The sequence below is a fragment of the Variovorax sp. PBL-H6 genome, from assembly GCF_901827155.1.
In the GTDB taxonomy this organism is placed as follows: domain Bacteria; phylum Pseudomonadota; class Gammaproteobacteria; order Burkholderiales; family Burkholderiaceae_C; genus Variovorax.
Map to the genome: position 1 here is coordinate 47,641 of NZ_LR594660.1, position 26,800 is coordinate 74,440.

Annotated in this window: 26 protein-coding genes; 15 read left to right on the top strand and 11 right to left on the bottom strand. The window is 61.9% G+C overall.

Annotated features, from left to right (window positions below; genetic code table 11):
* The first annotated feature begins 10 nt into the window (after positions 1-10).
* The 4 genes from G3W89_RS28430 to G3W89_RS28445 all read left to right on the top strand — a co-directional run bounded on the left by G3W89_RS28430 (position 11) and on the right by G3W89_RS28445 (position 5,327).
* Complete coding sequence (locus tag G3W89_RS28430) at positions 11-367, top strand: hypothetical protein (RefSeq protein WP_162571131.1); 357 nt, start codon at positions 11-13, stop codon at positions 365-367.
* Positions 368-1,489: 1,122 nt separating this feature from the next.
* A complete protein-coding gene (locus G3W89_RS28435; RefSeq protein WP_232076888.1) occupies positions 1,490-2,518 on the top strand; it encodes an adenine-specific methyltransferase EcoRI family protein in 1,029 nt (342 codons plus the stop codon).
* A gap of 678 nt (positions 2,519-3,196) precedes the next feature.
* The gene (locus G3W89_RS28440) at positions 3,197-4,213 is read left to right on the top strand and encodes an adenine-specific methyltransferase EcoRI family protein (protein ID WP_162571130.1); all 1,017 of its coding nucleotides are present in this window, start codon (positions 3,197-3,199) and stop codon (positions 4,211-4,213) included.
* On the top strand, positions 4,203-5,327 hold the full coding sequence (locus tag G3W89_RS28445) for an HNH endonuclease family protein (protein WP_162571129.1): 1,125 nt from the start codon (positions 4,203-4,205) through the stop codon (positions 5,325-5,327). The genes G3W89_RS28440 and G3W89_RS28445 overlap by 11 nt, the downstream gene beginning before the upstream one ends.
* 61 nt (positions 5,328-5,388) lie before the next feature.
* On the opposite strand, the gene G3W89_RS28450 is transcribed toward G3W89_RS28445, so the two are convergent.
* Positions 5,389-6,612, bottom strand: coding sequence for a tyrosine-type recombinase/integrase (locus tag G3W89_RS28450; protein WP_162571128.1), 1,224 nt, complete (start codon positions 6,610-6,612; stop codon positions 5,389-5,391).
* Positions 6,613-7,133: 521 nt separating this feature from the next.
* Here G3W89_RS28450 and G3W89_RS28455 point away from each other — a divergent pair.
* Positions 7,134-8,141: a hypothetical protein gene (locus tag G3W89_RS28455; RefSeq protein WP_232076889.1), complete on the top strand. Its 1,008-nt coding sequence runs from the start codon at positions 7,134-7,136 to the stop codon at positions 8,139-8,141.
* 271 nt (positions 8,142-8,412) lie between these two features.
* Positions 8,413-9,168, top strand: coding sequence for a hypothetical protein (locus G3W89_RS28460; protein WP_068673701.1), 756 nt, complete (start codon positions 8,413-8,415; stop codon positions 9,166-9,168).
* Here the strand turns inward: G3W89_RS28460 and G3W89_RS28465 are convergent.
* Positions 9,165-9,956 carry a competence protein CoiA gene (locus G3W89_RS28465; RefSeq protein ID WP_162571126.1) on the bottom strand — a complete coding sequence of 264 codons (792 nt, stop codon included), beginning with the start codon at positions 9,954-9,956 and terminating at the stop codon, positions 9,165-9,167. The genes G3W89_RS28460 and G3W89_RS28465 overlap by 4 nt on opposite strands.
* A gap of 84 nt (positions 9,957-10,040) precedes the next feature.
* Entirely contained in the window at positions 10,041-10,313 is a 273-nt protein-coding gene (locus G3W89_RS28470; RefSeq protein WP_162571125.1) for a hypothetical protein, read from the bottom strand.
* A 164-nt stretch (positions 10,314-10,477) separates the two neighbouring features.
* Between G3W89_RS28470 and G3W89_RS28475 the strand changes: the two genes are divergently transcribed.
* Both G3W89_RS28475 and G3W89_RS33535 read left to right on the top strand, forming a co-directional pair.
* Entirely contained in the window at positions 10,478-10,828 is a 351-nt protein-coding gene (locus G3W89_RS28475; protein ID WP_068673706.1) for a hypothetical protein, read from the top strand.
* 561 nt (positions 10,829-11,389) lie between these two features.
* Positions 11,390-11,512, top strand: a complete 123-nt coding sequence (locus G3W89_RS33535; protein ID WP_269475012.1) for a hypothetical protein — start codon at positions 11,390-11,392, stop codon at positions 11,510-11,512.
* 945 nt (positions 11,513-12,457) lie between these two features.
* Here the strand turns inward: G3W89_RS33535 and G3W89_RS28480 are convergent.
* Both G3W89_RS28480 and G3W89_RS28485 read right to left on the bottom strand, forming a co-directional pair.
* A complete protein-coding gene (locus G3W89_RS28480; RefSeq protein WP_068673713.1) occupies positions 12,458-13,093 on the bottom strand; it encodes a class I SAM-dependent methyltransferase in 636 nt (211 codons plus the stop codon).
* Between the two features lie 128 nt (positions 13,094-13,221).
* Positions 13,222-14,001 (bottom strand): DNA/RNA non-specific endonuclease, encoded by a 780-nt coding sequence (locus G3W89_RS28485; protein ID WP_162571124.1) that lies wholly within the window; start codon positions 13,999-14,001, stop codon positions 13,222-13,224.
* Positions 14,002-14,335: 334 nt separating this feature from the next.
* On the opposite strand from G3W89_RS28485, the gene G3W89_RS28490 reads away from it, so the two are divergent.
* From G3W89_RS28490 to G3W89_RS28500, 3 genes are all read left to right on the top strand, one after another.
* Entirely contained in the window at positions 14,336-16,183 is a 1,848-nt protein-coding gene (locus G3W89_RS28490; protein ID WP_232076890.1) for a PAS domain-containing protein, read from the top strand.
* A gap of 181 nt (positions 16,184-16,364) precedes the next feature.
* On the top strand, positions 16,365-16,688 hold the full coding sequence (locus G3W89_RS28495) for a hypothetical protein (RefSeq protein WP_162571122.1): 324 nt from the start codon (positions 16,365-16,367) through the stop codon (positions 16,686-16,688).
* The gene (locus G3W89_RS28500; RefSeq protein WP_162571121.1) at positions 16,685-17,143 is read left to right on the top strand and encodes a hypothetical protein; all 459 of its coding nucleotides are present in this window, start codon (positions 16,685-16,687) and stop codon (positions 17,141-17,143) included. Before G3W89_RS28495 ends, G3W89_RS28500 begins: the two co-directional genes overlap by 4 nt.
* Here the strand turns inward: G3W89_RS28500 and G3W89_RS28505 are convergent.
* On the bottom strand, positions 17,115-17,987 hold the full coding sequence (locus G3W89_RS28505) for a hypothetical protein (RefSeq protein WP_068673723.1): 873 nt from the start codon (positions 17,985-17,987) through the stop codon (positions 17,115-17,117). The genes G3W89_RS28500 and G3W89_RS28505 overlap by 29 nt on opposite strands.
* Positions 17,984-18,514, bottom strand: coding sequence for a hypothetical protein (locus tag G3W89_RS28510; RefSeq protein ID WP_162571120.1), 531 nt, complete (start codon positions 18,512-18,514; stop codon positions 17,984-17,986). The genes G3W89_RS28505 and G3W89_RS28510 overlap by 4 nt, the downstream gene beginning before the upstream one ends.
* Positions 18,515-18,658: 144 nt before the next feature.
* Here G3W89_RS28510 and ligA point away from each other — a divergent pair, with 144 nt between their 5' ends.
* Together ligA and G3W89_RS28520 are read left to right on the top strand one after the other, a co-directional pair.
* Complete coding sequence (ligA, locus tag G3W89_RS28515) at positions 18,659-20,653, top strand: NAD-dependent DNA ligase LigA (protein ID WP_162571119.1); 1,995 nt, start codon at positions 18,659-18,661, stop codon at positions 20,651-20,653.
* A 153-nt stretch (positions 20,654-20,806) separates the two neighbouring features.
* On the top strand, positions 20,807-20,983 hold the full coding sequence (locus G3W89_RS28520) for a PAS domain S-box protein (protein ID WP_332107465.1): 177 nt from the start codon (positions 20,807-20,809) through the stop codon (positions 20,981-20,983).
* Here the strand turns inward: G3W89_RS28520 and G3W89_RS33755 are convergent.
* The gene (locus G3W89_RS33755; protein WP_443083219.1) at positions 20,972-21,328 is read right to left on the bottom strand and encodes a zinc ribbon domain-containing protein; all 357 of its coding nucleotides are present in this window, start codon (positions 21,326-21,328) and stop codon (positions 20,972-20,974) included. The two genes, G3W89_RS28520 and G3W89_RS33755, sit on opposite strands and share 12 nt — an antisense overlap.
* Before the next feature lie 67 nt (positions 21,329-21,395).
* Here G3W89_RS33755 and G3W89_RS28530 point away from each other — a divergent pair, with 67 nt between their 5' ends.
* Complete coding sequence (locus G3W89_RS28530; protein WP_162571116.1) at positions 21,396-22,445, top strand: hypothetical protein; 1,050 nt, start codon at positions 21,396-21,398, stop codon at positions 22,443-22,445.
* A 62-nt stretch (positions 22,446-22,507) separates the two neighbouring features.
* Here G3W89_RS28530 and G3W89_RS28535 read toward each other — a convergent pair whose 3' ends face one another.
* Positions 22,508-23,695, bottom strand: coding sequence for a hypothetical protein (locus G3W89_RS28535; protein WP_162571115.1), 1,188 nt, complete (start codon positions 23,693-23,695; stop codon positions 22,508-22,510).
* 273 nt (positions 23,696-23,968) lie between these two features.
* On the opposite strand from G3W89_RS28535, the gene G3W89_RS28540 reads away from it, so the two are divergent.
* Positions 23,969-24,460, top strand: a complete 492-nt coding sequence (locus tag G3W89_RS28540; protein ID WP_162571114.1) for a hypothetical protein — start codon at positions 23,969-23,971, stop codon at positions 24,458-24,460.
* A gap of 119 nt (positions 24,461-24,579) precedes the next feature.
* On the opposite strand, the gene G3W89_RS28545 is transcribed toward G3W89_RS28540, so the two are convergent.
* Both G3W89_RS28545 and G3W89_RS28550 read right to left on the bottom strand, forming a co-directional pair.
* Positions 24,580-25,659 carry a hypothetical protein gene (locus G3W89_RS28545; RefSeq protein WP_162571113.1) on the bottom strand — a complete coding sequence of 360 codons (1,080 nt, stop codon included), beginning with the start codon at positions 25,657-25,659 and terminating at the stop codon, positions 24,580-24,582.
* 140 nt (positions 25,660-25,799) lie between these two features.
* Positions 25,800-26,765, bottom strand: coding sequence for a hypothetical protein (locus G3W89_RS28550; RefSeq protein WP_068673735.1), 966 nt, complete (start codon positions 26,763-26,765; stop codon positions 25,800-25,802).
* Between the last annotated feature and the right edge of the window lie 35 nt (positions 26,766-26,800).

Here is a 26,800-nt window from a genome sequence, read left to right on the forward strand (position 1 = left end):
GACCAAAGATATGGACGATGAGAACCTAGCACTGGCCGCAGTAGCTCGCGCGGTGCACTCGCTTTCTGTTCCGGAGAAGAGGCTCCTAAGGCTTGCCCTCGAAGGGGCCCCTGGGCGGCGTATCACGCCATCGGAGTACGGTGCAAGGTTCGGGCTCAGCCAAGGCCCCGCCGCCGCGGACCTGAGAACTGCGGCTGATGGGCTGTTTGACGCAACCGTGAAGTTCCCGGGAAGCCGACCCGGCTCTTACGAGATGCGGCGCCTGCTCACTGCCTGCGACCAGAAGGGTCCGGGGTCGGTACGGCTAACCATTGCCTCTGTCGTCCGGGAGCTCCTGGTGCGAATCCCTGAGTACCTCGAGGAATAGGGGTCCGCGCGCTAGCGCGCGGAACAGGGAAGGTCGGCGTCGAATCAGCCGCCGGAGACTTCGGATAACCGGTATTTCGATGGCCAAGAGGAGTTCCGTAAGGCACTTCAGGCACTTGCGTCACTTCAGGCTCGCGAGGATTGACCCTGCGCGAAAGGGCCAGGGACCAGGCCCCCCGCTTATCGGCTATGGCCTCGGGCTACGAGCATGGCAGCTTCCTCAGCCAACCCACAGGATGCGGCAGCTGCTGCAAATTCCCTTTGGCCCGCGGTCGTGTTCGGCCACCAGCGAAACGCTGGCGGGGAGTGGTCGGGTCCTTCCAAAGACCTCAGGGCCGCCTTCCAGACATCGTCTTCCCGTAGCGAATCTGGAGCCGGAAGGGGGTCGAGGCAGTCGAGCACGTCCCCCAGCGACCCGCCACATGCAGTTGCGAGCTGCATCTCCGCTAGCTGAACCACTTCGTCCCTAGTCGCCGAAATTACCCGGTACGAGGCCCAAGGCTTGTCTTTAACGATGCACAACACTTCACGGTCCTGCATCTGCTGCATGAGCTTCCGAGCGGCGGGTTCCAGCGCCTGGCTACACCGACGGCGCTCGTCGTAGTGGTCGAGGGATTGCTTGCTAGCTCGTTGCATGCTGGAGGAATCTCGGGGTTCGGACAGGCGGGGTAGGCGGGGTAGGCGGGCCCAAAATAGTAGCCGACGAAACCACTCGAAGTCCAACCTCCTGCTTCTGATAACCGGTATTAGCAGAACTGGCGCCCCGGAGCTCAGCAGGAGCTCAGCCCTTAGTCGCGAGCTCTGCGGCGAACGTCTCGCAATAAAGGGGCCATGGTGCCGATTCCGGGGTAAGCCAGACTCGGGCTCGACCAATGGCGCCGAGGCGGAGCACGCCGGGTGAAAGGCGCAGCCGAAGGGTCACAACGGCCGTAGGTAGGACCCAAACGGGCGTTTCGCCTGCGTATAAATCGCGACCCCTAGACGCGCTATAGCCGCCGCAAGCGCGGCCCTCAACAACACCAGCACCCACAAGGATATTCACTCGTAGCACCGCCTTCTGCACAAGCAGGCGGAAAGGTCGACTCACGCTTGCTACGGGTGCTGCTCTTTCTTGGAGCAGACCTTGGCCAGTGCCAGTGCAATCCGCGCTACCAGCGCAAACAATAACTCACTCGCCGCGGCGAAACGCGCAAAAAACGACGAGTTCTACACCCAGCTTTCCGACATCGAGAAAGAGCTACGGCAGTACAAGGACCACTTTAAGGACAAGGTCGTCTTCTGCAACTGCGACGACCCTGAGTGGTCGAGTTTCTGGAAGTACTTCACGCTAAATTTCACGCATCTTCGGTTGGCCAAAGTTGTCGCGACTCATTACGCTCGAGGCGAAGTCTCCTACAAGCGTGAATACACCGGTGGCAGCGACATGGCGGGTGTCAGGACTTCCCTCGAGGGGGACGGAGATTTTCGGAGTGCTGAGTGCATCGAGTTGCTCTGCGAAGCCGACATCGTGGTGACTAATCCCCCCTTCTCCCTTTTCAGGGAATACGTCGCCCAATTGATAGAGCATCAGAAGAAATTTGTGATTATTGGCAACAATAACGCCATTACCTACAAAGACATCTTCAGGCTGCTCAGGGATGGCCAACTATGGCTTGGTCATTCTGCGAACAAGACGATGGAGTTTAAGTTGTCGGCCGACTATGAAAAGTGGGATAGGCTGGACGAAGCTGGCAACAAGTTCGGCAAGGTTCCTGCCATTTCTTGGTTCACGAATCTTCCGCACGAGAAGCGCAACGAAGAAATCATTCTTGTTAAGGAGTACCGTGGCCACGAATATGCGTACCCCAGTTATGCCAATTACGACGCCATCGAGGTGTCGCAGGTAAAGGACCTGCCAAAAGACTATTCTGGAGACATGGGCGTACCTATTACGTTCCTGGATAAACATAGCCCTCATCAGTTCGAAATAATAGGACTAGGGATTGCCAGCTCTGGGCTTGAAATTGGCGTCAAACCCTATCTAGCTGAGCACAAGGCTTATAGGAAAACCGTACAACAGAGAGGAGCGGTCGACGGCGACCTCTACATGTTGCGGGAGAGCGAGGTTGTCGTGCCGTATGCGCGAATCATCATCAGGTCCAAGACTTTATAAGAGGCTCGCCTTTAAACATTTGCCCGCAACAAAATGCTTATCGGCGACCTTTAAGCAGAGTGGTTTAAGCCCGGCCGTCTGTTCGAGGGCGTCCGGAACGCAAGGCCGGCTTACCTGCGTGAGTTCGCTTACAAGGATTAGCACCGAACGTGACGGCCCTCCGGAGGGCAAAGCACCCGTTGGACGGGCCGGCTGCTTCGAGGGTAGCTGACACTTGGGGGAGGGATGCCTCTGATAACGACGCCCTGGAGCGCCCCAGCTAGTGAGAGTTGTCTCCATGTCAGGTATCGAGCCGCCCACTTCGATACGTTGCACTGGTCAGGGGCTGGCCGCGGAGCTATCGCTTCGGGGTCGGCGGCCTTACGGTATCCCACCCTCCGACAACCGCGAGGGTCTCAATGAGCGTCCGCGCCACCTCCTCAAATCTTTGGGGGCCTAGCACGGCCGCGCTGGCCGGCTGCAGCCATGCTCGCTCCATCTGGTGGTCGCGCCCGAGGCGCAGACTCATCGCGGATTTAAAACGCGGCCTTTATACGCGTTATAGCCGCCGAAAGTGCGGCGCTTAACCCATCGCCAGCACCCACAAGGATATTCACTCGTAGCACCGCCTCACTGCGATAGCAGGCGGAAAAGTTGACTCGCGCTTGCTACGGGTGCTGCTCTCTCTTGGAGCAGACTTTGACACGTGCCGCCACCTCACCAACCAATTCAAGCACTAGCAACACTTCACTGCATGCCGCCAAGCGTGGCAAAAACGACGAGTTTTATACCCAGCTTACTGACATTGAAAAGGAGCTGCGGCACTACAAGGGCCACTTTGCAGGGAAAACTGTCTTTTGCAACTGCGATGACCCCGAGTGGTCCAACTTCTGGAAGTACTTCACCCTGAACTTTGAGCACCTTGGTTTGGCTAAGTTAGTTGCCACGCATTACGCAAGCGGGGGGCCATCCTACAAACTGGAGTTCACTGGCGCCGATAAGTCTCTGGTCAAGACGGACCTTACAGGCGACGGTGACTTCCGTAGCGCAGAGTGCGTAGAAATCCTGCAAGAAGCGGATATCGTTGTCACGAATCCGCCGTTTTCCCTCTTCAGAGAATACGTGGCTCAGCTCATCGAGCACAAGAAGCAGTTCTTGATAATCGGAAATCAAAACGCGCTTACGTACAAGGAAATCTTCACGCTTATCAAGGAAAACGTCGTCTGGGCGGGGACCGACAACGGAGGAACGAAATGGTTTGAGGTGCCCACGCATTATGAGATACAGACGCAATCAAGAGTTCAAATTATTGATGGAGTGAAGTACTTCAGCATGGGCAGCGTATATTGGTTCACCAACCTTTTCCATAGCAAACGGAAGGCGGAGCTGGTCCTTTTCAAAGTTTACGCGGGGAGCGAAAGTTCCTACCCGCGATACGACAACTTTGATGCCATTGAAGTGTCCAAAGTCAGCGATATTCCATGTGACTATGCCGGGTGCATGGGTGTCCCCATCACGTTCCTAGACAAATACAACCCGTCCCAATTCGAAATCGTGGGGAGTTTTAATGCTGGCGCTCACGGCGAGGAACTAGGCGCCACTAAAACCGCAATTGTCACGAAGGGCAAGTCCATGTTGTGGAACGGCCCGGTAGTGAACAAGGCCCCCCTCTACAAACGCATAATCGTAAAATTGAAGAAGCAAAATGAAAATTGAACCAAGACAGATATCCATCGGGGAGCTGGTAAGTGGATACGCAGACAGCGGCGACGCCGGCGTAGTTGGCTTCGGGGGGAGACTAAACATCCGTCCGCCGTACCAGCGTGAGTTCGTCTACAAGGACGTGCAACGCAACAAGGTTCTCGATACTGTTCGCAAAGGATACCCACTCAATGTAATGTACTGGGTTCGAAACCCAGACCCAGATGCTCCTGACGATGAAAAGCTTGCCAGTTTCGAAGTGCTGGACGGCCAGCAGCGCACGCTGAGTATTTGCAAGTACGTGAAGGGTGACTTTTCAATTGACGAGGTGTATTTTCATAACTTGCCCCAAGACCAAATGGACAAGATTCTTGAATACCCGCTGACAGTGTACGTGTGCGAAGGCCCTGAGAGTGAGAAGCTGGATTGGTTTCAAACTATCAACATTGCCGGTGAAAAGCTTACCGACCAAGAACTCCTGAACTCAATATTTGTTGGCCCGTGGCTGCTATCGGCCAAGGCCTATTTCAGCAAACCGAACTGCCCGGCCTACCAAATCGGTTCCGACTACATGACGGGCTCGCCTATCCGGCAGGAATACCTGGAGACAGCCCTCAACTGGATTGAGGGGGGTAACCCGCGCCGTTACATGTCTGGCCACCAACACGACAAGACTGCCTTTGAACTCTGGAATTACTTTAGCAGCGTCATAAATTGGGTAAAGGCTACATTCCCCGTGGTCCGCAGGGAAATGAAGTCCGTCCCTTGGGGAGAGCTCTATAACAAGCACAAAGACGACGACTTGGACCCGGCCGAGTTAGAAACGCGCGTCGTGGCACTAATGAAGGATGAGGACGTCTCGAGGAAGTCTGGCATCTACTCGTACCTCATCACAAAACAAGAGCGTCACCTCAACTTGCGGGCCTTCACTGACAAGGTTAAGGCAGAGGCTTACGCTCGGCAGGCCGGGGCGTGCGCCGACGTGACGTGCCCAGACAAGGGCCGAATCTTCAAGCTTGACGAGATGGAGGGGGACCACGTCGACCCTTGGCACGCCGGCGGCAAGTCCATCCTGGCCAACTGCAAGATGCTCTGCAAGTCCTGCAACCGAAGGAAAGGCGGGGTGTAGGACATCGGTTCGTCAACGCCTACCGAACACCTGCTTCGCGCCGCGGCAGGTGTTCATCCATTCAGGCTTTCGAGGCAATCCAGGGGAGGGTGACTTTTTGGCTCTCTTCGTGCCACGCCTCATCCTGTGAGTGGGTATATCGCTCGGTGGTACGCGCGTCCGCGTGACGCGCGTCCTTTTGCACGATTCGCAGGTCCATCTTGGCATCAACGCGAGCGGTAACTGCCGTGTGCCGCACCCAGTGAGCTGAGGCCGCCAGAAGCTTCTCCTTCTTGTGCGCAGACTCGGATGGCAGAAGGTCCGCGGCTGCGGAAAAAAGCTTTTTCAGTATCTGGTTCAGCCGGCGCGCGGTGATAGAGCTGCCGTCCTTCAACGACACCAAAAGAGGGGAGTCGTCTTTCTTGGTTGGCACCGCGGAGAGCTTGCGGTGCTTGCGGTATCTCACTAGGGCCTGAAGCATGTCGTCGGGCACGGCGACCTTCACGAACTTGTCTCCCTTGCCGAGCACGTGCCACCACCAATGGCCGCGGACCTCCCGGAATGAGCTCATCCGCATACTCTCAAGCTCTCCCGCCCGGGGGCCCAGAAGGTACAGGATGGCGCAGATGAATCGTGCGCGCTCCTTTTCGTCGAGCTGCCGCTCGGAGTCTTCCGGCAGACTTTCTACTGCCTGGGACACGGCCATCCACATCTCTGGGTCGAGAAATCGCTCAATCTTGGCGTCTTCGTCGAGCTGCCGCTCGCCGCGCTTGGCAGCAGTCTTCGAGACCTGCTTACGGACCTGCTTGCGCTTCTGCTTAATCAGACCCAAGGGGTTGCCGTAGAGGTAGCCACTGTTGGCCAGATAGCCTAAAAATGAGTCTAGGCCTGCGAACGCAGTCATCAGCGCGCTTTCACCGACTGGTCCCACAAACGGGCGCCACCGGTCGGTTTCTCGGGGAGCCTTGACCCCGCACCATGTCTCGGCGGGCTGCGGGTCTGCCATGAACCGCAGGTAGGCCTCGTAGTCGTCGGTCATTAGCGCGGATACAGGCTTGTCTCGCTCGTGCCAGGACCAGAGGAACAGCCTCTCCGCCTCCCGGCCGTACTTGCGATGCGTCTCCGGAGACGAATCGAACTGCGCTAAGAACGACTTCAACGCTTCGAGGTCGTTGTCAGCTCGGATGAGAAGCCGCTCTGGTGGTGCACGGTTGGGCCCGGAAGCTCCAAGCAGATGCGCCGGCGGCTTGAGCTGGTCGAGAGGGCGAAGGGGTAGTGGAAGTGCCATAGCCTCGACTGTATCCATCCGCCCTATTTCTGGGAAGAGGAATTCCCAGAAACGGCGCATGCAGCCGCCGGCCCATGACGTGCGCTCTCGCGATATGACAGTTCAGCCGTCACATCGCGAGCGCCGCGTCGTGATTCGGAGCCGGTTCCGCCGGCAAGTCGGAGGCCCTGTGCCCGTGCATGCCGCCTAGTGGCACATCGCGACCGTGACAATCTGCCTGCAAGCGCTCACCCGGAGGTTCGCCCTGGGCCAATCTTTTGGCTGGGCTCGCTCGCGACATGGACTCAGCGCGGCATGTTCTGGTCGGTAGCCTCTCCACCCCTCCGCCCGCCGCAAGACTACGTCCGATTACGTAGAAGAAGTACAATTACGCAAGCACGACATAATTGACCATAATGTCACCACTTCAACCCCTTTGGCACTGCCCGCGCCCAGACCTCGCTAAAGCCTACCTGGCCCAATTGGGGGCTGGCGTCGTCACGAGCACATCCATCTTTGCGCCCCGTCGTACGGGAAAGACCGTCTTCTTGCGTAAGGACTTGACGCCGGCCGCTCAGGCGGCGGGATACCGCGTCGCCTACGTCGACCTCTGGCAAACCACGGTCTCGCCGGCGCTCGCCATCGTGAGGGGTCTGGAGGAGGCCCACGAGCCCAAGAGCCTGCGCGAGCGCGCCGCTGCGAAGCTGCGCGAGCCTATCAAGAAGTTGAAGATGAAGGGCAGCGTTGGAGAGCTCAAGGGCGAGGCGGAGCTCGAGTTCGCCGATGCGAAGACGGCCACGGCCGAATTAGGGCTGCGCATTGACGAGCTCGTGGGGAAGCTGTCGTCGAAGCACCCGCTGCTGCTCTTGGTGGACGAAGCACAAGAACTCGCCCGCACCGAGGCGAATGAAGACGTGGCCAAGAGCTTGCGTACCGCACTGACGAAGCACCGAGACTGCGTGCGAGTTGTTTACACGGGCTCCTCCCGGTCACGCCTGTCGCACATGTTCTCCGACCCCCAAGCGCCGCTGTACGCCCCGGGACTCGGCATCATCGACTTCCCCCTACTGGGCCGGGACCTAGTGGAGTTTGCCGCTGCCAAATTCATCGCGGCGACAGGTGGCACGCGGGTGTTGGACATCGAAGCGGGCGTCGCAGTGCTCGACAGGATGCAGCACCGTCCCGAGCCCTTCTTGACCGCGGTGATGCACCTGCTGGCCACGCCGGAGCTGACGCTCGAGCAAGCTGCAGAAAATGTTGTCAAAGCGGCTGCCGGGCAGGATGACTACGAGGGCACCTGGCGCAGCCTCACCGAGCTTCAGCGCGAAGTGCTCAAGCTGAGCCTGGCCCCCGATTTCAAGCCATTCGCGCGTGCCACCGCACACGCAATCGCGGCGAAGCTGGGGCTCAAGCAGCTGCCGCTATCGACTTTGCAGTCAGTCATGCGCGCCTTGGATGACAGCAACCTGCTCTCAAAATCGCCACGCGGACCCTACGAGTTTGACGACCACCTTTTCAAGCGATGGGTGGAGACGCGGGCAGACGACACCCCTGTCAAGAAGCGCTAGGGCAGAGTTCCGAGGGCTTGCACGTGGCAGGGAGTCCAGGTTCCGCGAGGAGGTCCAGAACGCCATCTGTCGCCTTTCTGGCGACAGCTGTTGCCGCCCTGTGCCCGCCGATGTGCCGCTCCGCGGTACGGCGCCTCGGTGGCACCCTCCTCCCCAGCCCTGGAATGCGCGCCACAAATCACGTCAGCAAGCATTGACGGGGACCTAGCTTGCGCTCGACACTTTGCGACGTCTGCCCTGCCTTCGAGTCCTGCGTGACAAGGAGAACCCCATGAGAACAGCCACCCTCCTCTTGCCCCTCTGCGCGCTTGGGGCAAGTGCTTCCGTATTCGCCGAGGCGACCGAATACGCGGTGCGCTGGGACCCGGACAAAGGGGGGCCCCAGTCGGCTGCAGATGCGGCGACCAAGCTGGAAATCGATGATGACAAACCGAAGAAGTTCGAGGTGCGCTACCTGACCGTCAAGCAGCCGCCCGGGCTGCCGGGCCCGGGCTTCGAGGTCATTGCTCGAGAGCGCACCGACAAGAAGGGACCAGAGGCCATGTACAAGCTGCGCGGACCTAACACCCCCACGGCGAGGCAGACGCTACCGAACTGGCAATGCCCCCTGCAAGGTACGCAGGATGCGAAGGTGGAAGTCGACGTCGCATGGGTCCTGGAGGACGAAACGAAGCCCCATCTTCCGCCCGTCATCCGCGAAGCGATTTCTTACAGCTGCTCGGTCGCGGCGCCCGCAAGCGCAGCCTATCCAAGGTCCTTCAACATGGTGCCGAAGCCGTGCTCCAACCTCGTGAGCCGGCTCAAGGAGGACGTGTCAAAGAAAGTTGCTTGGAAGGTCGAAGAGTGGACTCTCCCTACAAAGAGCCGAATGGTCGAGCTCTCGTATGCTGTCGACGCCGGAAGCGACGAGCACAGGGCCGCTTTCCAGAAGAAGGTGGATGCCCTGCTTAAGGCAGGCGCTATTCCTTTGCCGAGCTCCAAGACCACGATGGGTGGCACCTGTCCGCGGAAGGCGCGGCGCGCCTAGCGGCGAACCGTAAGCTTAGCCAGTCCTCCCCGAGGAAACGACATCCCACCTACACGCAGTTCAACGGAGCGCCAGCTGCGCTCCAGCTGCAGGCACTCCAAAGGTAAATAGGCTTCGCAAAACAGGTCTGCATACCTCCGTGAGGATTTTTCATAGCCGCCAGCGGACCGTTGGGCGCCTCCGCGCTCCGTCCACTCGCTCACGGGCACAGACGTCCTATAAGCACGTAGCTTTCCGCAGAGCACTCCCCCGAGCAGGGGGTTGAACATGGGCACCTGCCCGAAGCTGAAAACCTCAATCCACCGCTCGAAAGGCCGCGGCGAATACCGCATCGGTATCGGAATATCGCTCGGCCGCAGAAAGCAACGGTAGTCGATGTCCACCAGGCTGACCCAAGCCACGTGCAGACCCATGTCGACGTACCCGCGCGTGCGCCGCTCAATTTCCCTCGGGTCGATGGGCGTGTGCTGGAGTTCTACGACGAAGCGCTCTCCATCCCGTTCCGCGTACACATCGGCGCGCTGCGCGCCCAGTGGGACCTCTGGCTCCGCGTCATAGCCCGAGTTTCTCAGGGCGTCCGCCATCGCCTGCTTGGCTTGCAGATGAGCTTGCGACTCTCCGACCGTCCAGGCGCACGCAATGGTCGAGCGGTGTGCGAAATGAGCGACGCGGACCGTGCCCTGGCGAAGAATCACCGTTTCCTGGCAATTTGGGCACAGGAACGGCGCCTGGCTCTTCGAGGCCTTGGCGGCTTGTAGTCGGGACCCCTGCACCGTTGCAACCAACATCCTGGGCGCCTCCTGGTGAGCCGGATTCTAGGCGGCCTGAGACGGCGGCGTGCCGCATCCAGCACGGGCCGGCCGCGCGACGCGCTAAAGGTCAGGCGTCGGATAGAAGAACTCGGTTTTCGAAGTGTTGTGACGTGAGGGATGCAGACTGCCGGCAATCTCGGCGAGCATGGCGGCCGCAGCCCGGTTGGCGGCACGCGCGTCGTCGATGTCGTCCATCCGCACGCCCAGCTCGGTCGTCCACGCGTTGCGCTTGGCGTCGAAGTCCCCCAGGCGGCGGGTTTCGAGACATGCGGTTCCGCTCGGGAACAGCCGCAGCTCCTGCACTTCCCGCACGTCCGCCGAGTCATGGAACATCTGGATTGCAGGGCTTCCGAACTTGCGCAGGCTCCGGGCCTTGATGGCATCGCGGTTGGTGACAATCGCGCAGGTCAGCTGGGTAGGTTGCGTGGTTTTAAGTATGAACGCTTCGCCCGCGAGACTTCCTATACGTGGCAGTTTTCACCACAAAGGACATCTCAATGGGCTACGACTTCGAAGGATACAAGCGCCTCACCCATCGGTTCCGCCAAGGCTGGGCCTCCGAGGACGAACATGAGCACGTGGGTCGGTTTCGCGTCCTGAATGTGCGCCACCAGGCGCCATCGGACCATGAGGCCGAGTACGGGTCCGGCGGCCAAAGCTTCATCACCGTACGTGCCCCTCGTGCCGTCTCCGCGGACATCGTTGCGCAGGTTCTGCGCGACAACTTCGCTACTGGCTGCCGCTGCGAGCACGACTGCTGTGGGCACACGTCGAGCTACCCGGGCACACCCGTCCGGGTTAAGCAGCGTCGCTGGGTTGTTCCTGTACAGCTGCGTCAGAACATCTAATTCAAAGGAGCTCCAACTGTGCTGGAGCTCCTTTTTCTCATTTGGCGGGGGAAGAGGACCAGCCCGCGGGTAATCGGAGGGTCGGGGCGGCCAAGGCGACGCTCAGGAGCGCCGGCTTGGCACCTTTCCTGGCTTCCGCGTTTGTGACCGGACGGCTACCCAGCGGCTACCCAACCTCGGGTCGACAGCTGCATACACCTCCGCGAACACGTAGACCGCATCACGGTTGCATGCGCAGGGCACGGCGGCGCCTCCGCACTCGCAGCCGCTGTCGCTTACGAGCGCTGATGGCCGGTCAGGGTGGTCTTCGCAGACCCATCCGCTATCAAGACAGGTTACGCAGTTCACCTGGGCGAGCTCTCTCGGCGGTTCCGCCTTCATGGCTAAAGGATACTGCCTTACTGCTCTGGCGTCAGAACGCAGCGGCTGAGGAAGGCGGCGGGGTGGCAGGACGAATCCACCCACATCCGCTACGATGACAGCATTAACAAAGCCGCCGTTCCACTGCCGACCAACGACGAAGAGTTCCAGGCGCTGGCTAGGGAGGTCAGCTACCTGCAAATGCAAAAGCAGGCGCAGCTCGTCAAGAATCCGCCCATCGACGCGCGCTGGTGGTTCCCCTGGGCCGTCACCGCCATTGGCGCCTCGGTTGGCGCACTGGCAGTGATGCTGCTGAAGCCGTGACCAGGGCCGGTGGCACGACCCCGGCCGGCTACGTCGGGGGCTCATCGCTCGACGCTACGGCTAGAGCTCAGCGCCGGCGCGCCCAACCACCCGCCCGAGTACCTGCACGTTCGCGCTCTCTGCCAGGTCGATGACATCCTTTGCTTCGATAGGCGAGACCAACAGCACAACGGAGTCACCTTTGCATTGTGCTTTTCGCACTGTGAGCTGACCAGCTCTCCACAGGCAGTAGAGCTTCCCCTCCTCCGGGGCCGTATCTCGATAGTTCAGGGCGAAGGCCTCCCCGGGCATCAGGTACGGAGACATTGACCCGTCCGGCATCTCGGCGAAGACAAGGCTGCCGGCGCTGCCGCCAGTTGACGGGCTACGCAACGCTCCAAACTCCCTTCGTTCGCCGCTCAGGTCGGGACAAACCTCGAGCTTTGTGCCGCCGCTGAAGGTCGTCTTGAGTGCAATCGGAGGGATGCTGAGCGATGGGCTCTGGCTGGAAGCAGCTGGGGCCTCCGTAGTGGTTGGCGAAGCTTCGCTGTCGAAGTCGAACGCTGTTGCTTGTTTCTGGGGTCGCGGGAAGCCTCGCCCCTCTCCCAAGCGCACCCAGCTATGGCTTACGAGGTGGTCTGGAAGGAGTGAGAGAACGGGCTCAAAGTACTCACTGTGCGCACTGCCGCGACGGAGCGCCGCTAAAAGGCTCTGGGCCTCCCGGAGACCAGCACGCCGCGCAAGTGCCGCGCGATTGCGGACGCCTAACGCGTCGAGCGCAAAGTCCAAGCGACCTCCAAACGTTGCAAGCTTCTGTTCTGGTGACTTTGAATCTCCGGCGCTCATCGGTTCGTTCGTGAAGGGTTATCGAACCGCTGATGGTAGCAATATAGGTGACAGCAGTGCAACTAAAGTAATTGTATCCGGCTACGATTGTTTAATTGTCGCCGCGACAAAGCGTCGCGATTATAAGTACGGCTTGCGTGCACACATCGTGAGCCACACCGTACCGTCTGCCGCCAGATAGCTGTCCGCAGCGAAGCTCTCGAACTGGCCGAGACCCGCCCGGGCGACCACGCGAGCGAACTTTTCAGTCGTCGTGTAGTTGAAGAATCTGCCGTCACTGGCGACGGACGTGCCCTCTCCCCGCTCCATCACCGCGCAGAGCACACCGCCAGGCCTCAAGCTGCGCGCGAGGCGCTGCAGCGCATCCACCTGGGCCGAGTCATCGAGGTGGAGCAGGCTGCCGGATGCCCAGACACCGTCAAATGCGCCCTGCCAGACGACCTCGTCGAAGCGCAGGTGCAGGACCTCCTGGCCACAAGTCGCGCTGGCGAGCTCCGCCATCTCCTTGCAACCGTCGAATGCCACGACCTCCAGGCCAAGCCGGCGGAACTCCAATGCGTCCCGCGCGCTACCGCACCCTGCGTCGAGCACAGTGCTGCCTGCGATGCCGTTGGGAAGTCTTTGCACGAAGAACCCCCGTTCGCGGGACATGTCGACCCCGGCAGTGCGCTGTGCATAAACACCGGCAGTAGCGGCGTAGGCGTCCAGGGTGCGGTTGACAGGCTGACGGGCGAGACGTCCGTTGAAGAGGTTCATTTGAGACACAGAAGAGTTGCGGGAGCGTGTGCCTCGTACAGGCACGGGCGTTTAAACAGCGGCCGCGCGGGATTCGCCAGTCAAGAAAAAGCCCCGGGTAAATCCCCGGGGCTTGTAAAAGCACGTTCTTAGCTGGAAGGTCGAACGCCTGGCAGGAAGTCGATGCCGGTGCGCCTGACAAGCTCCTCGTAGGAGATTGGCCGGCCGGCACGCGCGGTGTCGGTGTTCTCCAGCCAATGTGCCCATGCCCGGTTAGACGTCTGGTCATAAACTAGCTTGTATAGGTGGCTCGGAACCCAAACCTGCCCCGTCGCTAACGTCCGAACAGGGCCGGCGAAGACGGGCCCGGTGAAGACGAATACATCACCGGTCGCGCGCATGGCGTACTTCCGCGTCGCGGATTCGATGTCCTTCCAAGTCCTGCGATTGTTCTGCGGCGCCTGCGGCATCATGTTCGCTAAGCTGAAACTTTGAGCCATCGCTCGGGCGTTGGGCATGTCCCCTGCCGCAATCACGTGCCCGCGGTCGACCTTAACTCGGACCTGCTTGGTCGAGTCGTCCGGGTCCTGGACGAGTAACCCTGCCTTGTAGTCCTCCAGCGCGGCCCGCTCCGCTCGAGGCAAGCGCGCCTCTTCGTAGAACCGGTCTGTTCGCTCCTCGCCTTTGGCGTCGAGCAGCAGGCTACGGTTCAGCCTCTCCGCGCCAAAGAGCGGGGTCTTGGACTGCCCGGAGTGCAGGATTGCGAATGAATCGAAGCAGAGCTCCCGTCGCAACTCGGGCGCGCGGGAGACGACTGGCACCTTGCCGCCGACAAAGAACTGCGGGCAAGCCGCAAAGCCTGGCTGCGCCGCACCGGTGGACGCCAGCGCGGTGGCCAGCAGGCCGCCCAGTAGTACGTTCCTCCACATATTTACCTCCTTGGTTGTGTCCAGGAGGTGTAGGGAGCAAGGTTTTGACGCGTGCCTAAGGCGCCTTCAAGAAATTGCGATACGCAGCGCGCGGACTTCAAGACTGCTGCGGGATGCCGATAACCCGCTTACGCAGGACACGCATTGCTGAGTTTTGAGCCGCCTTCCCCCTCCCTTCCGGCAGAGCCTTACTGCTCGCCTCACGACCGTATGCACGGTTGTCGCGGCATCATTGGTCGCCGCCTTGCTCTTTGTTCAGTACCAGGGCTCCCGTGTCGCCCTTCGCGCCTCAGTGGAGAGGCACCACGCGCGGCTCACTGAGCGCACTGCTGCCGTGTTCGAAGACCGCCTGCAAGCGCTAAGCGAGCTTGCAGACGGCGTTGCAGCGTCGCTCGACGAGGCAGCCCTGCGTGACAAGCCCCGGCTTCAACAGCGGCTTGCGCAACTGACCTTGGTTGCCCCGCACGCATTCAGGACGCTGAGCGTCACGGATTTGAACGGATACCCACTCGCATGGGTGCCAGCGACCACCGGACCACAGGCCGACGCTTCAGTGGCCGACCGGAGCTACTTCAGCGGCGTCCTCGCCACACAATCGCGAGTCATCGTGGGTCCGGTGCTCAGTCGGTCCCTTCGCACGCACGTCACGATTTTCTCTTCGCCCATTTACGGAGCAGAAGGCAAGGTGGTCGGCGTGGTCGTGGGGTCTATCGAGAATATCGCGCTTGCCGCCACCGCCGGCCTTGGCGACTTCGCAGGTGGCCCTGCGTCCCTGGTGACCGTCGCCTCCGAGGAGGGAACCATCATTGCCCAACGGAACGCCGACCGGATGGGGGAATCCGTGCGCACGCTGGGCCCGATGGCAAAGCTCTTTACGGAAGCTGAGGCCCCAAGCGGTCTCGTTTACGGCATGAATGCGGATGGCGTGCCGAGCCTAATGTACGTAACCACCATCTCGGGCCCGTCCAGCCCCTGGCGACTGGTCATGGAGGCCCCGGTGTCTAAAATCTTCACTGACGAAGCTGAGCTTAGATGGCACTTCTTGGTCGTGCTTTCCGCGGGGACCGCACTTCTCCCCCTGCTTTGGCTCACCATCCGCGCGGTGCTGCAGCCGTTGCGCGTTCTCCACCGCCAGGTGGCGGCGGTGAGCCTTGGCAATACTGTCCCAGCCATGGACACGTCCGGACTGCACACCTCTGATGAGCTGGAACTCGCGGAGGCGGTGCGCACCATCTCGCGCGCGAGTACAAAAAGTCTCTCCGTCGAGGAGGCGGAGACCACGCGCTTGCGAACAGCCCTGCACAACGTCGACGCCGGCGTCCTCGTCGTCGACTGCGAATCTCGAATCACTACCATCAACCAGGTGGCGGCGAGGCTGCTGGGCTGGCGAGTTTCCGACGCGCTGAACCGGCCCTTGGACCAGGTCTACCAACCGCGGCTACGGGCTTCGGGGGAAACCATGCCGAGCCTGCATCCTGCGCTGCTGAGCGCCAAGACTGCGCTAAGACGAGTCAACACTTTGGAGGCGGTGAGCCGTGACGGCAAGGCGGTACCCCTCTCGGAAGCGTCTGTCCCAGTTTTCCTTGCGGACGGAAGCACGGCCGGCGCCGTCATCGTCATCCGAGGTCCAAGCGCGGCCGAGGTGCCCGCCGTGGCAGGGGTGCACCTCAGAGACGAAACCACGGGGCTGCGGCGGCACTGCGAGTTGCAGTCCGTTCTGACAAAGCTCTTCAACGCCAATGGGCCCGCCGACGGGCACCACGCCGTCATCACCATGGACATGGCAGGTTGCGGGGACCAGGGTCCGAACCTTGGGCAGCTGAGAAATGCGGGCAAGGCGGTTCGCGAGACCCTTCGCATGGGCGACAGGGGGTTCCGCTGGACGGAGGCGAGCCTCCTCCTCGTTCTCAAGAACTGCGACCTGCCGGAGGCCGCTTTCCTCGCGGAGGACGTTTTGGGGAAGCTGCGCGCGTCGGACGCCCAAACCGCTCCGCAGGTCAGCGTCGGGGTCCTCGCCTTCGGCCCCGGCCCGGCCACATGGACCGAGGTCGTGCAGGCAGCCACGCGGGTGACTGACGCGGCCAGAAGGCAACCGGGGGCGGTGTATATCGCTCCGGAATCCAACGGGGCCGGCATGCTCGACGCCCTGGGCGACCTCTTCGGCCAGGCGCCGGCGGCTTAGGACGAAATACGGAGGAGACCGCATCAGGCGGGCCCCTCCGTCAAATTCCGCTCATCACTTCGGAGTTTTGCGACCTAGTCGCTTGCTATGGTATAGGCGCTATGCTAAATCTGCCCCAGCGCCGCTGCTAATGAAGCGATACTGGTTGACCGTAAAGTGGTTCTGATGGTATACTTTAAGCATGACAAACATCAAAGCTGCAGCCCCCGGCCTCGCCGCCCTCACGCCGGAAGAAGTTCGCGTCGAGCTTGGCCGCTATGGGATGATGCTTGATGCTGCGGACAGCCGCCGGCTCGTGCTGTCGCCCCGCCTCTATCGCGAAGCCGCCGTACGTGCCAAGACCATGATTCAGAGCCAGCTCGAAAGCTTTGAATGCATGGCGGTCTGCTCCGAATACCCGTCCTTGACCGAACTGCACAATGGGTTGCTCTTCGAGCGCCAGGTCCAGCTCGGGATGGTCAGCGTCCCTGTCAACGTCAACTGGCTCCAGGAAGCCCGCTCGTGAGCCTCGGCACGCTCAGCCGGAGCGCCTACCAGGCGGTCGCCCTGGCCTTTGCTGGGCGCTTTCAGCAGCTGCACCACGCAGCCCGCGCTGACGACGCCAAGGCGGTCCTTCTCGCTGCGGCCACTTTCGCCGTTGACCGCACGGTGCCGGACCCTGAGCTGACCCTGCGCGCGCGGTTCCGTACGACCGAGGACCCTGTCCGGTTCCTTATCGAGCAGCGCGACATCGTCTTCCCGGTGCCAACGACTGAATGGCGCGCGCGCCCGCCTCTTTTGCGCAAGTCCTCGCTAAGCCCAATGCTGGACGCCATGGACACCCTGCTCAAAGGCGGTTCGCTCCCCGAGCAGCGAGCGTCCCACGTGCACGCCTGGCTTGCCCCGTTTCTGGCAGTAGCCCCGGAGCTCGCGCCCGACCTCGACGCGCTCCTCAACGTACCTGCTCGCCGTAGAGCGTGACGCTCAGTGCGCTCATGCCTCCCGTTGGCAGGCCTTCCAGTTCTTGCCGGAACTCGAGGCGGACTCGCCCGGGCGTCGAAGGCAACTGAGCCGACGACTGAAACCGCACGGCGACCGAGCAGCTTTCGCCGGGCAGGAGCACCGCGCAGCTGCTATCACCAAGGCTGAAGCCCGGCGTAGCCGCCGCGCCGGCGATGGCCAGCGATTGCATTGGCAGCCGGTTGGTCACGGTGAGAGTCCAGGGAGCGCTCAGCTGCCCTGCCCGCGCCTGGAGCACGGCAGCCACTTGTGCATGCCCTGGCAGCACCGCCGCCGGCTCCTCATCCTGAAGCGTCCCAGTCACTTCCAGCCCAGCGTCCATCGCGGTGGGCGTAGGAACCAGCCTCCGGTCCAAGGGCACTATGGCCGAGGCGCCCACGGGATATGCCGCGGGTGCAACCCATTGCGCAGCCCCCGTGCACCCGCCGTCTGCGGGGGTCAAGTGGGCGCCCTGGGCGCCTCGAACGAAGTCAATCCAGTCCTGCGTGCTGTTTAGGGTGGCTGTCAGGCAGAGCTTCGACTGGTCCTCGTCTACCGCCGAGAGCCCCCATGAAACCTTGTGGCCACGGGGCATGAATCCATACGCAGGGAAAAGGTCTGCGGCAGAAGCGGCCGCGGGCAACTGGTCGTACGTACCAGGACTGAAGACGGCGGCGCGTCGATAGAACGCGTTTTTCACGTCTTTGGCTGCGCGCGCGACCTCCGCGCCGACAGACGTTGCGCTCAACATCGGTTCGGCGGCCAGGCAAGGCGCAGCGAACGCGACGGCAAGGACTGCGACGGTGGTGCGCAGGCGGCGGTTCATCGATTCACGCCAGGGGTATACGCCACGTAGAAGGTCACCGCGCGAGCCGGCGCAGCGTTCCAATTGGAGGGGGCCGCCTGTGTGACCGTCGCACCGCAACTCGTGTTCACGAACGCCTGGTCGCGCGAGAAGGCGCTCACGCCGCGGTAGAGGCCTCGCCCGACTCCCTGAAGCCCGGCCCGGGTGGGGGCCAGGCAGAAATAGTTCAGGTTTGCGTACCGGCTGCCATCGTCACCGTGCTGGCCGTAGGTCCACACGTAGCCTGCGGGGGCAGCAGGCGCAAAGCGCAGCAAGGGCAGGAACTGCGCGGAAAAGCCGCCATCACTGGCCGCAAGGACGGCGGGCGGCACGCCGCCGGCTGCGCGGGTCGCCGCGTCATAGGCTTCCTCAAGCTGCGGAAGAGCGGTGCGCACCTGCTGCTCCACGTCACGTGCAGCCCCCCGCCAGGCCGGCAGGTAGTTGATTGAGACCATCACAAGCGCGGATGTGAGTGCGATGGCCATGACGGTCAGGATGAGTTGAAACATTGGCTGCAATTGCGGGAGCTTTGTCCGTCTAGCCAGGACGTTTAAACTAAAACTTAGTCCAGACACCCCCGGTATCTAAACAACTAGTGCTAGAACCCTTTTACATGCAATCTGTTATAATCACACATTGGACACAAGGACAACATGACCATCCACGAGCAACACAGCAACCTGAAGGCAACGGTCGCCAGCCATGGCCACCGCTACTACGTGATGGACGCGGCCGTCATCTCCGATGCGGAGTACGACGCACTGTTTCGCGAGCTCCAGGCGCTGGAGGCAAGGCATCCCGAACTTGACCGGTCCGACTCTCCCACTCAACGCGTCGGCGGCGCGCCACTGGCTGCGTTCTCTGACGTGCGGCACCTGCGACCGATGCTCTCCATTGACAACGCGATGGACGGGCAGGAAGCTGCGGCCTTCGTCGCATCCGTTGCCGCACAGCTTGGCATCCCGGAGAGCGAGGTGGAGTTCTGCGCCGAACTGAAGTACGACGGCGCATCCTGCGCGCTGGTCTACGAGTTCGGGGTCCTCAAGTTGGCCGCATCCCGCGGCGATGGCGAGACCGGCGAGAACGTGACGGCCCAGGTTCGGACCATCCGAAACGTGCCGCTGCGCATCAGCAACACGGCACCGCGCGTGGAAGTGCGCGGCGAGGTCGTCATCACCAAGGAAGACTTCGCCCGCATCAACGCGGCCCAGGACGCCAAGGGCGACAAGCGCTTCGCCAATCCTCGAAATGCATCGGCCGGCGGCCTGCGCAACCTGGACCCCAAGGTCACGGCTTCGCGCCGGTTGACCTTCCTTGCGTACAGCTTTGGCGAATGCCAGGGCTACCTGCCAGCCGGCACCCAGTTCGAGCAGCTCAAGACGCTCGTCGCCGAAGGCTTTGAAATCAGCGACACGGTCAAGGTCGTCAAGGGGGTCAACGGCGTGCAAGCTCACTTCGAGCAAATACAGAAGGAGCGCGCCGGACTTCCCTTCGAAATCGACGGCGTCGTCTTCAAGGTCAACGCTTCTCGCTACCAGGACCAGCTTGGCTGGAACTCGCGCACCCCTCGCTGGGCCATCGCGTTCAAGTTCCCGCCCGAGGAAGCCACTACCAAATGCATCGGCATCGACGTCCAGGTGGGGCGCACCGGCAAGCTCACTCCCGTCGCCAAGCTCGCCCCCGTCTATGTCGGTGGCGTGACGGTGACCAGCGCGACGTTGCACAACGAAGACGAGGCGCGCCGCAAGGATGTGCGCGTGGGCGACACCGTGGTGGTACGCCGCGCTGGCGATGTCATCCCGGAAATCGTGCGCCCCGTGCTTGAACTGCGCGCGGGCACCGAGGCCTCGTACACGGCGCCAGCCACCTGCCCTGTTTGCGGCTCCGCAGTGCACAAGGAAGAGGACAGCGCCGACCACCGCTGCACCGGCGGATTGAACTGCCCTGCGCAACGGCTGTTTGCCATCACGCACTTCGCGTCGCGCCTTGCGCTCGACATCCGAGGCATGGCGGAGGGCACCGTTGAGAAGATGCTGCAGGCAAGGCTCCTCGAGCGGCCCAGTGGCCTCTTCCACCTGCGCGTGGAGGATATCCAGACGCTGCCAGGCATGGGCCTTACGTCTGCCACCAACCTGGTCGACGCAGTCATCGAGGTCAAGCAGCCCGAGCTGAATCGGTTCATCTATGCCCTGGGCATCCCGGGCGTGGGCGAGGCGACCGCCAAGGACCTGGCCAAGCGCTTCAAGTCGTTCGCTGCGTTCCGCAATGCGGACCTCGATGCGCTGCTACAGGTGTCGGACGTGGGTGAGACCACTGCGAGCAACGTGCTGGCGTTCTTCGCGAACCCGGACAACGCCGCCGAAGTGGACCGCCTGCTGTTCTTCGTGGGACCGAAGGATGTCGAAAGCGGCGTCGCGAATCCCGCCATTGTGGACAAGACCTTCGTCATCACCGGCACCCTGTCCAAGCCCCGCGAGACGTTCAAGGCGCTGATTGAAGGCGCAGGCGGCAAGGTGGCTGGCTCGGTCTCCAAGAAGACCCACTACCTGCTTGCAGGCGAAGAGGCTGGCACCAAGCTGGCCAAGGCCCAGGAACTCAACGTGTCCGTCCTGGACGAAGCCGCCTTCGAGGCACTTCTCGCCGGATAGAGCCACTCCATTTCATTCCAGACCGCTCCCACACAGGGGGCGGTCTTTTTTAGGCCCGGCGTTCGCTGGCCACCCGAAACCAGACAAACCATGAAGCGCAATCTCCCTGGTACCCATCGCGAATATCAACTCGGCAGCGAGACCCTTGTCTCGATGACCGACCTGAACAGCATCATCACCTACGTGAATCCTGCGTTCGTTGAGGCGAGCGGCTACAGTGAGGATGAGCTCGTCGGTCAGCCGCACAACGTCGTTCGCCACCCCGACATGCCCTCCGAAGCTTTCCGAGATATGTGGGCCACCGTGAATCTCCCGCGACTAAACGCCTGACGGCGCTGTAGTCGTGGCACCTTCCTGCTTCCTCGGGCACTGCGCGATGTCGGCTTTCGCTTCGTCGCGACTTACACCACCCTCCACAGGCACATCGGGCGATTCCAGCCCTGCCTTTGTTGCGCGCCGTCGATAGGCGACACGCTTCCTGGCCTTCACGACGACCTTTTGGTCGCGCACCATCCCGATACCTCGGCCCGCAATGATGCGGGCGGCGTTCGTATCGGCGTGCGCTTCGAGTCCGCAGCGTTGACAGGCAAACCGCTGTGCGTCGCGGTTGCCTGGGTGAGTGTGCCCGCACCGGGAACACTCTTGGGATGAATAGGCCGCAGGCACCTGCAGCACGAGAACGTTGCGCCGGGCCGCCTTGTAGCCCAGCTGCTCGGCAATGCGCCCACAGGCGCTCGAGAGGATGGCCCGGTTCAAACCCGCCTTGCTCGCGGCGCCGTTGACGAAGCCACCGCCCGGTCTCGTCCTGCCGGGCCTTGGGCCGAGCCGTCATGTTTCCCACCTTCAGCGCCTCGAGCACCAGCAGTTGCGGCACGCCGGCGTCGTTCGCTTTGGATTCGAGCAGGTCATGGCTGGTCTGGTGGCTGAAGTCCCGCAGAACCTCGCGCTTGTAGGCGAGCTTGCGCGCCAGGCGGTCTCGAGTCTTGCGGCTGTTGGCGCTGCCCTTCTCCTGACGGGCGAGCCGGCGCTGGTGGCGCTTCGCGCCGACAGCTTTTCGGGCGATGCGCGCCTTCTGCACGGCGCTCAGGGCGTAGAACCGTCCGTCGGAGGTCGCGAGACAGTTGTCCGCGACATTGCGGTCAAGGCCGAGCGTGCGCGTTTCGAGCGCGGGGCCGTCGAGCAGGTCGAGCTCGTAGGCGAGCTCTTCCTCATTGCGCGCCACAAAGCCCTTCGGCGCGGCGTGCTCGTAGCTGAAGCTGACAAACCACTGTCCACCGGTGCAGCGCAGCGTCAGCGACTTGGGCACTTCATATGGACGGTGCGCCGTGAACGGGAGGCTGCCGAACCCGAACTTGTCGTTGCCGAGGACGAGCTCGTGGCGCAGGTCGCCTTGAGGCTCATCGAGCTCCCTGAACTCGAAGAGCTCACTGGAGACGCGCACGCTGTCGAAGTTGAGGCGGTTGCGCCGGCGCGGCGCCCGGGCCAACCCTTTGAGCTGGCGCTGCTTGCCCTCGAACCAGCGCTCGGCGCCGATGCGCAGGACCTGCGAGGGAACTTCACCGAGCCAGGGCGTCGTCTCGCCCCGGAACTGCGCGTACGCGCGGTCCAGCGGCGTGGCCGCCTCGGCCGCGGTCCTGCCGCGCGCCAGCATCGAGAGGCGCATGCCGGCGAAGTAGCGGTCTTCGTCGACCTTTGCGTTATAGATGCACCGCTGGTGTCCGACCCATTGGCGCAGGCGCTGCGCCATGGCTGCGTCGGGGCGTGCGCGAAACCGCACGCCGGACTGCAGTAGAACGGGGGAAGGAGCGACAGGCACGGGCACGAGTCGACAGTATGTTAGGCGAGAACTGTCGTTCAGACCAACATTGCCGACAGGTCGTAGGTAACGGCTTGCGGCGGTAGCCAGCCGCTGCCGTCCGGCTTCTTCGTCATCCCGACCTCGGCTTGGCGACAGGCCGCGACGTAGTGGTGGGCGTCGTAATCCTTCGCCGGGAAGTTGGGGTGCATCGACTGCATCACGCTCACCAAGCCCTTCACCCAACCGCCTAGCGCGCCCCAGATGTAGACGGCGTCGCCGTACGCGGGCTTGTCGCTCCCCGCAGCACGAACGTTCTCGACCTTGCGGCGGAACGAAACGCTCGTGCGCATCACGTGGCCCTGGACGAAGGCAAAGTCCACGGTCCTGCCTGCCTCGCAGGCGGCTGCAATCTCACGACCCTCGGCGCTGTCCGCAAAGCGCGCGACCGTGGCGTCCGCGTCGTCGTACTTCGTGATGGGTCGGTCGTTGTCGTCGGTCGCCTCGAACTCACGCATGAGCGTTCCGGTCCGGGCTGCACCGCCGTCGATGCGCCACGTGTAGAGGACGAAGGGGTTTCCGTCCTTCTTGCTCGCGCCCAACTCGGTGAACTCGACGCCGGTGTACGTCTCCTGGTCGTCTTCTGCTACGCCCTTTGCCGTCTCGATGCCGCGGCGGCGCTTGCGGTTGATGTCTGCGTCAAACGGCGTGACCATGTTTCGGTCATCGCCCAAAGCCGCGCCCAGGAACGCAAGGGCCATCTCCCAGTCCATGTCCGAAGTCATCGAGAGAGATTCCTTGGCCGCAAGCTGCTCCGCGGTGAGGAGCATGACCTTCGCTCCATCCGCAAACAGGCGGGTATAGCCCTCCGCGATTCGAAGCGCGGGATAGTCTTTCGACGAGAGCAGGTAGAAGCCCGACGACGAGAAAAGGGGCTTGCCCTCCTCCTGTTTCTGAACTTTCGTCGGCTTGTTGTTCTCCTTCTCGAACACCGGCGACAGTGCGTCGGCCGCCACCGCGTAAACCTTGCCGCCCAGCAGCTTGTTGAAGTCCATCCCGCCTCGGCCGTGACGTTGAGCGACCACGACCTGGCGGCCGTCGGCCATGAAAGCCGTGAGTCGATGCATCTGGTTTTCGTTGGGCGCAAGCTGGGCGTCAAGGCCCTTGGTAGGCTTCTCGCCTCGAAGGATGGCGCTCTGCACCAGGAGGTCGAACTTCTTGCTGGGAGTCGGGAGCGACGTGTTCATGGAACTCTCTGTCGATGGCTCTTGCTGGCGATGAGACGCGGAAGAGCCGGATTGAAGGATACCGCCCTAGAGGGCGTTCGACGTATAGCCACCTGCCCCTGCTCGCGCGCCTGAATTGGCGAGCCAAAAAGCTAAATCCCATCCGTCGGTGCGTTGCATTTTAGCATACGTTGCTCTAAACTCTAAAGCGTTTGTGCCCACTATTCTCAACTGCCAGTGGGTTCCGTTCGGTCGCTATACCGGTGCAGGACAACATTCAACGAAAACTTTACGATGAACACATTTCTGTCTCCAGGCACCTTCCTCATACTGGCGACGGTGTTGGCTGTTATCGCGGCGACCGGTGAAATGGTTGGCGATGACCGCATGGCCTCCGTTCACTCCCGGTATGAGCTCGCAAGCCGGCTGCTTCGGCTACAGTGGTACCCCGCCGTCGCGTTGTGGGGGGCTAGTGCGGTATGTTGCGGCTACCAGGCATCGGGCCACACAACGGTCGTGATGCTGGTCGGCCTGCTCTTCATCTACTTGAGGGGCGGCCGCGCCGTCTTCACACGCCCCAGCCTGCAGGTATTCCGGCGCCTCGTTTTGCCGACGCTGGTCACGTGCATCACTGTGGCTTACGCAGCGGCAAGCGGCTTCCCTTTCAACCACCATGGATTCGTCGCGTTCGAGGTCCTTACAGGCCTGTTCGGCGCCGGCGTGGTGCGCGAGTCAGCGGCTTATCGCGAGCCAGACCTCGAAATGCGCACGTCCCTGTTCGGCTAGACCCTTTCTCCTCTTCTCCCCTTTTCAACGACGCCGGTGCTCAACCGGCGTCGCCTTTTCTGGCCTAGGCAAAGAAAAAGCGCCCGACGGAGGGGTCGGACGCTTCGAAGAACGAGTTTTCAGGCGGCAGCGGCCATGGCCTTGCGAGCAATCAACACGGCGAGCTTCTCCTGCTCGATGCGGTGCTTGATTGCAGGTCCGGCTAGCCCTTGGGCCAAGCCCTGGAAGTCAATGTTCCTGAGTGCATCGCAAGACGCGCGAAAGCCGTCGGCACCGAACGTGTGCATCAACTGCAACGCTTGCACCGTAGCTTCCACCCGTTGCGGGCGGCGCAGCACGTCGAGCCCCTCGAGCAACGCCAGTTGGCGCTGGGCGACTAGGCTGTCGAATTGGCGAAGCTCGGCCTGCTCGGCACGCTGCACGCAAAGCGCCAAGTCCGTCACGTCTTTTGGCAGCTTGCCCGAAACCTGGTCGCTGTCGAGCCGGAAGGCGCATGCGAAGCGAACCTCGAGGGCTGCCTCGCTGGCTACCGCGCGCCGAAGCGATTCCACGTAGTCCGGCCGGACGCTGATGCCTTTGAACGCATTCGGGCCACTTAGAAGCCCGAGCCCAAGCAAAGTCGTCACCATGCAGTCGGGATGTGGCTCCATGAGGCCGCGCTTGAGTTCCGCCCAGATTCGCTCGAACGGCAGTTCCGCCAGGTCGCCTGCGGCGACCATCCCATGCATCGTCATGAGCAGGCTGTTCTCGATACACCAATCGGGGCCGAACCGAGCCTGGAATCGTGCCACGCGCAGCACACGCAGGGGGTCTTCCAGGAAGGCGCCCGACGTGTGGCGAAGTACCTTCATCTCAAGGTCGCGTTTGCCCCCAAAGGGGTCGATGAGGTCGCCCCCGAGCGCCATCGCCATCGAATTGATGGTCAGGTCTCGACGGCTCAAGTCCTGCTCGAGCGTCACGTTCTCAGTAGAGACCGTGAAGCCCGTGTGGCCGGCTGCCGTCTTGCGCTCCACGCGCGCGAGCGCGTATTCATCCTGCGTCAGGGGGTGCAAAAAGACCGGAAAGTCCTTGCCGACGGGGCGAAATCCACAGTCGAGCATGTACTCGGCGGTCGCGCCGACCACCACATAGTCGCGGTCCTTGGGAGTAAGGCCGAGCAAGAGGTCGCGCACTGCGCCTCCAACGAGAAAGGTCTGCATGTCTGCTCCAGTTATTGTCCTGACACGTGTAGCCAGGGTCGGAGCAAAGGCCTAGAACTGCTGAGGTTTTTGAGCGCCCCGAGGCCGCAGCCGTGGCGCTGTCGTCGGGAGATGCGCGGCTTTTTTGTGCTTAAACGGAGCTAGTCGGCCTTGGTGCCGTCCACGTACGGGATGCCTAGCTGGCTTGCAGGCGCAGCTGCAATCTGCCGAACATCCGCCGGTGTTTCCTCAGGGAAAAGGAACTCTTTGGTTATCCGCGCTTTGAAGTTCGTTAAACGCAGGGTCGGGGCGTCGAACTTCAGCACCCAATCGTTGGAGGCCTCCGGGCGGTCGGTCACCAGCTCGCGCACGGCCTTGCGAAAGTGCATCCCGCGCACGAAGGAGAACAGGTTCGCCCAATCCACCGGAGGCAACAGAAAGGGGGTTTTGGCGCCCGGAGAGCCAAGGTCAAAATGGGATTCAAACCGGTGCTTTATCCCGGATAGCGCGAGCGTCGGCGCGCGAGGCGCAAGTTCGTTACGTACGAAGCTCTGGGCACTTTCAACTTCCACGGCGACAACGAACGGAAGCACGAAGGCGGACCACGCCTCAGCAGGTGCCACGTCACCCAGGTGGAAGGCGTCAGCCCATTTGTCACTGAAAAGTTGCAATAGGCCGGAGCGAATAGCCTTAGGCCGTAGCTTGTAGAAGCTTTCGACGGGGCTCGCCTCCGGCATGACGGTCACGTTGTGGGTCTGGTCAGCCCACAGGGTTGAAAGGCTGGACTCCAACCCTTCGATGGCCCTCGCCCACTGGTCGACCTGAAAGTCGAAGCCGGGCGGCAGCAGCACGCCGATGCCGCCGAGAATCAATCGCCAGCTGTCTGTGGCCGCCGGGACGTTTTCCTCGGCTGAGACCGTCCGGATAACGCGCTGGAGATACTGTGCAAGAATCACATTTTCTGAGCGCGCCTTCAACACGACATAGGCGAGGTCGCGGTCGTTGACAACAAAGTCTTCGACGCACTCTGCAAGCAGAGCGAATGCGTCCTGGCGCCCACCTTCGGGGCCCGGGCTGAGCCCTAGTCGGGCCAGTTGCAGTAGTTCCGAAGCGGATATTTGGCTCAAATATGTTACCTAGCAAGCGAACACTCTAAACGGGC

Coding starts and splice junctions, on each gene's coding strand:
- G3W89_RS28520 (WP_332107465.1), top strand. CDS start 20,807: ATGACCGACCTGAACAGCATCATCACCTACGTGAATCCTGCGTTCGTT.
- G3W89_RS28505 (WP_068673723.1), bottom strand. CDS start 17,987: ATGAACCGCCGCCTGCGCACCACCGTCGCAGTCCTTGCCGTCGCGTTC.
- G3W89_RS28430 (WP_162571131.1), top strand. CDS start 11: ATGGACGATGAGAACCTAGCACTGGCCGCAGTAGCTCGCGCGGTGCAC.
- G3W89_RS28445 (WP_162571129.1), top strand. CDS start 4,203: ATGAAAATTGAACCAAGACAGATATCCATCGGGGAGCTGGTAAGTGGA.
- G3W89_RS28540 (WP_162571114.1), top strand. CDS start 23,969: ATGAACACATTTCTGTCTCCAGGCACCTTCCTCATACTGGCGACGGTG.
- G3W89_RS28465 (WP_162571126.1), bottom strand. CDS start 9,956: ATGTTGGTTGCAACGGTGCAGGGGTCCCGACTACAAGCCGCCAAGGCC.
- G3W89_RS28480 (WP_068673713.1), bottom strand. CDS start 13,093: ATGAACCTCTTCAACGGACGTCTCGCCCGTCAGCCTGTCAACCGCACC.
- G3W89_RS33535 (WP_269475012.1), top strand. CDS start 11,390: ATGCAAAAGCAGGCGCAGCTCGTCAAGAATCCGCCCATCGACGCGCGC.
- G3W89_RS28530 (WP_162571116.1), top strand. CDS start 21,396: ATGGCCCGGTTCAAACCCGCCTTGCTCGCGGCGCCGTTGACGAAGCCA.
- ligA (WP_162571119.1), top strand. CDS start 18,659: ATGACCATCCACGAGCAACACAGCAACCTGAAGGCAACGGTCGCCAGC.
- G3W89_RS28545 (WP_162571113.1), bottom strand. CDS start 25,659: ATGCAGACCTTTCTCGTTGGAGGCGCAGTGCGCGACCTCTTGCTCGGC.
- G3W89_RS28460 (WP_068673701.1), top strand. CDS start 8,413: ATGAGAACAGCCACCCTCCTCTTGCCCCTCTGCGCGCTTGGGGCAAGT.
- G3W89_RS28495 (WP_162571122.1), top strand. CDS start 16,365: ATGACAAACATCAAAGCTGCAGCCCCCGGCCTCGCCGCCCTCACGCCG.
- G3W89_RS28470 (WP_162571125.1), bottom strand. CDS start 10,313: ATGTTCCATGACTCGGCGGACGTGCGGGAAGTGCAGGAGCTGCGGCTG.
- G3W89_RS28485 (WP_162571124.1), bottom strand. CDS start 14,001: ATGTGGAGGAACGTACTACTGGGCGGCCTGCTGGCCACCGCGCTGGCG.
- G3W89_RS28510 (WP_162571120.1), bottom strand. CDS start 18,514: ATGTTTCAACTCATCCTGACCGTCATGGCCATCGCACTCACATCCGCG.
- G3W89_RS28535 (WP_162571115.1), bottom strand. CDS start 23,695: ATGAACACGTCGCTCCCGACTCCCAGCAAGAAGTTCGACCTCCTGGTG.
- G3W89_RS28475 (WP_068673706.1), top strand. CDS start 10,478: ATGGGCTACGACTTCGAAGGATACAAGCGCCTCACCCATCGGTTCCGC.
- G3W89_RS28450 (WP_162571128.1), bottom strand. CDS start 6,612: ATGGATACAGTCGAGGCTATGGCACTTCCACTACCCCTTCGCCCTCTC.